At 66.4% G+C, this 3,865-nt stretch carries 3 protein-coding genes; 2 read left to right on the top strand and 1 reads right to left on the bottom strand.

From position 1 onward, the window contains the following. Positions 1-367 precede the first annotated feature (367 nt). On the top strand, positions 368-592 hold the full coding sequence (locus tag CG471_RS29185; protein ID WP_004207829.1) for a hypothetical protein: 225 nt from the start codon (positions 368-370) through the stop codon (positions 590-592). Positions 593-708: 116 nt separating this feature from the next. Here the strand turns inward: CG471_RS29185 and CG471_RS29180 are convergent, their stop codons facing one another. Next, complete coding sequence (locus CG471_RS29180; protein ID WP_257211735.1) at positions 709-2,508, bottom strand: FAD-dependent oxidoreductase; 1,800 nt, start codon at positions 2,506-2,508, stop codon at positions 709-711. 181 nt (positions 2,509-2,689) lie between these two features. Between CG471_RS29180 and CG471_RS29175 the strand changes: the two genes are divergently transcribed. Further along, complete coding sequence (locus tag CG471_RS29175) at positions 2,690-3,331, top strand: glutathione S-transferase family protein (protein WP_099234589.1); 642 nt, start codon at positions 2,690-2,692, stop codon at positions 3,329-3,331. The last annotated feature ends 534 nt before the right edge of the window (positions 3,332-3,865 follow it).

The following is a 3,865-nucleotide window of genomic DNA, read 5'->3' as shown; positions in this document are numbered from 1 at the left end:
ACCGCTCGCGCAGCGAGTGGTGGAGGGGCACAGGCCGGATAGCGCAGCGCCAAGAGGCACCTGCCCCTCCGTCAGCGCTTCGCGCTGCCACCTCCCCGTTCCGGGGAGGAATGTCCGCTTCTGGTCGAAACCTGCCAATCTCCATGGGGGGCATCCCGGATCAAGTGCGGGGTGACGGAACGGCGAGGTCAGCTTTTCTGAGCGGCGATCGAACAAACCGATGGCAGTGCATGGCCGGAGCCTGTCCGGGGCGGGCATAATGTCCCATGGTCATCCCCCTGTTCCCGACATAGGAGGGGACGTTCGATTGCCGTCGCGGCGATCCTGAAGAACATGGTTTCTTGTTGGCCCGGATGTGTTCAAGATCATGGACTGGTTTCCTGTTGTTTTCATCCTGTTCAAGGTCGTCGTGCTGGGGGCGGGCATGTTCTTTGCCGTCCGATGGCATTATGAACAGGACAGGAAGGCGCAGAAGGGGGCGGTGCTGAGCGCGGTCGGCAAGATCAGCCTGGCCCTGCTGCTTGCGCTGGTGGGCCTCCTGTCCCTCACCTTCATGCTGGCGCGGATGCTGGGCATGGATATGGCCCTGTGATTTTGGCGCTGTGATCGTGACGCTGTGATCGTGGCCCGCGTCGTGCGTGGCGCGTTCGGATCATCGTTGCGCTGACGGGCGGCCTGTGCCGGAGGGGCGCCTGTGCCGGAGGGGCGTCAGCCGCGCAGGCGGTCGAGGCGGTGCTTCAGCTTCCTCTGCAGCAATTCCCAGTTGGTCACGCCCTGGATCACGCCGCCATTGGCGACGATCATCTGTTGCAGCCGATAGGTGTCGACATCCTGGATATCGACCCGGTCGCGGTCGATCACGGCCAGGGCGGCGGCGGTGCCGGCCGATTCGCCCAGTGCCATCGAGGTCGGTTCCATGCGGATGGTGGAGAAGGCCTGGTGGGTCGCCGCGACGCAGAAGGGCACCATGAGGTTGGTGCACTGGTCGCGATGCGGCACCATCAGTTCGAAGGGCAGCGGCGAGCGCTGATATTTGCCGCCGGCGGGCAGCATGAAATGGCCTTCGTTGACGATGCCCCATTGCCCCCGTTCGTCCCGGACCGCGATGCGGCTGGCGGCGTGGCTGTCCTGCCAGTAGGAGGCCATGGCGACGATCGAGGGGAGGCGCGGGGGCACGCCATCAATATCCGACACGTCCCGGCCCGACCAGGCAAGGCCATTGTCCAGCCGCCGCGCCTCGCGCACATAGAGCTGGGGCGACCAGCCGGGCGTGTCGGCGGGATGGCAATCGGTGTGGCGGCCACGCACCAGGCCCCAGTTGCGCACATCGCGTTGCAGCCCGGCGGGAATGCGGGGGTCGCGGCCATGGGCCATGGCGTGGAACCAGCCGCGAATATAATTTTCATGCGCCTTCCATATGCGTTCGCGCGCATCATAGTCGGCCGCCGGATAGGCACGGTTGAGGCCGACCGCGTCGAGCGACATGGTGCCGCGATTGTTGATGTCGTAGATGCCCGGCGCGACCTCGTCCGCCTTCACCAGATCGCGGGCGAAATGCCAGTCCCGGCCATAGAGCTGGCCAGCGCGCCGGCGCCGGTCGAAATCGCGGAACAGCAGTTCATAGTCGGCCTCGCGATAGCCATCGGGCGCGGTGGCGGGCAGGTCGAGCCGCAGTTCGGGCCGATCGGTCATGGTCAGGCGGAAGCAATAGGCCTGCACGCCATCGTCGGCGGCGCCGACCGGCCGGTTCGGCGCGGCATCGACCCCGGCGATCAGGCGGCCCGACGGCTGGTCGGCGAAAGGGTCGATCGGCAGGATATTGTCCTTTTGCGGCGGATCGGTCCGGGTCCGCAGCTCATAGCGTGACCCGCGATAGCCATTATAGGGATTGGCCCGGTCGGCGGCTTCGCGCCCGACCCTGGTGCTGATGCCGGCGCGGGCCATCAGGTCGCCCTCATAGGAGGCGTCGATGAAGATGCGGCCATGGGCGCGCACGCCCGAGCGGGTGATGATCTCGCGGATGGCGCGATCGGTCCGGTCGACGGTCTCGACCCCGTCCGACCAGAGGACCGGCACCCCGGCGGCATCGAGCAGGTCGCGGAAATAGGGGGCGGCAACGGCCGGGTCGAAGGCGTAGCGATTGCCCGGCATCCCGCCGGACGCCGCCAGCGTGGCCATGGTGGTGCGGGCATAGCCGCCGACTGCATCGATATCGCGTATGTCGGTCCAGCTGAGCCCGCCGGCCAGCATGCCGCCGGGCTGGATTTCGCGCCAGCCGCCGATCAGCACCGCCGAAGCGCCCAGATTGGCGGCGCTGACCGCGGCGATGACGCCGGCGGGGGTGGCGCCATAGACGACGACATCGGCATCGGCCCAGGCCTCCCCGGCGAGCGCGGTGCGGCGCGGATGGATGAGGGCGGCCGGCTTGCCGCTGGCCTGATGGCAGCTGACCAGGCCGGCTGCACCCGCTGCGCCCGCCATCGTCGCCAGAAACGCGCGTCTGTCCATGACCGCCCCCATCCCGGATTGCCCCTGCAAAGGCTTTCCGATTTGCGGGGGCGTGGAAATTCCGGTCGAACACCTAATGGATTGCGCGGTCAGGGCCGGGCAGGGCAGGAGTGGACAGTTGCAATATGCGACTGGTCTGGCAGGATCGGCGCTCCACCACCAGAAAAGCAGGAGTGGGTGCATGATCATCTATGGTGCGCGGCCGTCGCCCTTTGTGCGCAAGGTCATTGTCTTTGCAGCGGAAAAGGGGATCGCGGTCGAGGTGCGGCCGGCCGGGTTCGGCAAGGGCGGCGCAGAGTTCGAGCGGGCGTCGCCCTTTGGCAAGATCCCGGCCCTGGTCGATGGCGATTTCGCGATCAGCGATTCGACCGCGATCATAACCTATATGGATGCGCTGCATCCCGAGCCGAACCTGATCCCGACCGAACCCAAGGCGCGGGCGCGGACGATTTGGTATGAGGAATTTGCCGACACCATCGCCCAGCCGGTGGGCGTCGACATCTTCTTCAACCGGGTGGTCGGCAAGCTGCTCGACATGCCGCATGACCCGGCCCGTGCCGACCGGGCAGAGGCGGAGAAGATGCCGGGCATCTATGATTATCTGGAGGCGGTTCTGCCCGAGAGCGGCTGGCTGGTGGAGGATCGCTTCACCCTGGCCGACATTGCGGTGGCCTGTCCGCTGATCAATGTCTGCTATTGCAGCAGCGGGTTGAAGGACGGCCGCTGGCCCAGGGTGAAGGCCTGGCTCGACGGGCTGCGGGCGCGGCCGAGCTTCGCCGCGGCGATGGTGCTGGAGGCGCGGATGCTGGGCAAGGCGGCATAACCCATATGGAACATTCTGCTTGACATCGTCACGCTGATCGGGCAGAGAAGAAGAAAGTCGATAATTGCGACTCGCCGGCGTCGATCGGTGGTGGCGCGATGGGTCGGCTGGGCTGTGGAAGGCGGGGTTTTCGAGGGCGGCTTTCGGGGCTGTGCCTTGGGGCTGGGTCTTCCAGGTCGGGATTTGCGGGCTGGTGCCTGAAGGCGCGGGGCTTTTGGGAGGCGGGCGCCGCGCCGCGATGCTGACAGATATTGCCTTCAGGTGAGGCGAAAGGGGCTGGTCCGGTTGGGCCGGCCCCTTTTGCGTTGGGCGAGCGCGCGGGGCTGAGGCTGAGGCTGAGGCTGAGGCTGAGGCTGAGGCTGAGGCTGAAGCTGAAGCTGGCGCTGTCGGGGCGGTGTGCGGGGGAGTGAGTAGCCCCTAGATTTCTGGACGCCTTCTATCCCAATTTTGAGGACAGGAGACGACGATGGGGCAGCCCAATTTCAGCGATGAGTTCAAGCGTGATGCGGTGGCCCAGATCACCGAGCGCGGGTA

This window comes from Sphingobium sp. IP1 (genome assembly GCF_002708645.1).
Taxonomy (GTDB): Bacteria; Pseudomonadota; Alphaproteobacteria; order Sphingomonadales; family Sphingomonadaceae; genus Sphingobium; species Sphingobium yanoikuyae.
The sequence above is the reverse complement of the archived record's forward strand: the minus strand, read 5'-3'. Positions and strand labels throughout refer to the sequence as shown.

What these genes read in the sequence shown, in the direction of transcription:
- CG471_RS29185 (WP_004207829.1), top strand. Translation starts at nt 368, where the DNA reads ATGGACTGGTTTCCTGTTGTTTTCATCCTGTTCAAGGTCGTCGTGCTG.
- CG471_RS29180 (WP_257211735.1), bottom strand. Translation starts at nt 2,508, where the DNA reads ATGGACAGACGCGCGTTTCTGGCGACGATGGCGGGCGCAGCGGGTGCA.
- CG471_RS29175 (WP_099234589.1), top strand. Translation starts at nt 2,690, where the DNA reads ATGATCATCTATGGTGCGCGGCCGTCGCCCTTTGTGCGCAAGGTCATT.